We start from the raw sequence: 233 nt of genomic DNA, 5'->3' as shown, positions 1-233 counted from the left end.
CGTCAGATGTGTATAAGAGACAGGGGACGTACGACGTCAGTCTGATGAGGATGGCGCCGACGCCGAACGAGATGAGCTTCGTGGTGACCAGCAGCCGCCGCGAGAACAGCCGCAACGGGAGCACCTGCTCCTCTGCACGCAACTCCACGAACACGAACGCGACGAGCAGCAGGCCGCCAATGGCGCAGGCACCGACGCTCCAGACGGAGGTCCACGCCCACGCGTGCCCGCCC

General features: G+C 65.7%; 1 pseudogene. It reads right to left on the bottom strand.

The window, feature by feature from the left end:
* Positions 1–233 (bottom strand): annotated as a pseudogene (locus ACPYOG_RS20955) (MFS transporter); the annotation flags it as partial.

The sequence above is a fragment of the Leifsonia sp. HAY1-4F genome (assembly GCF_056755275.1).
The sequence above is the reverse complement of the archived record's forward strand: the minus strand, read 5'-3'. Positions and strand labels throughout refer to the sequence as shown.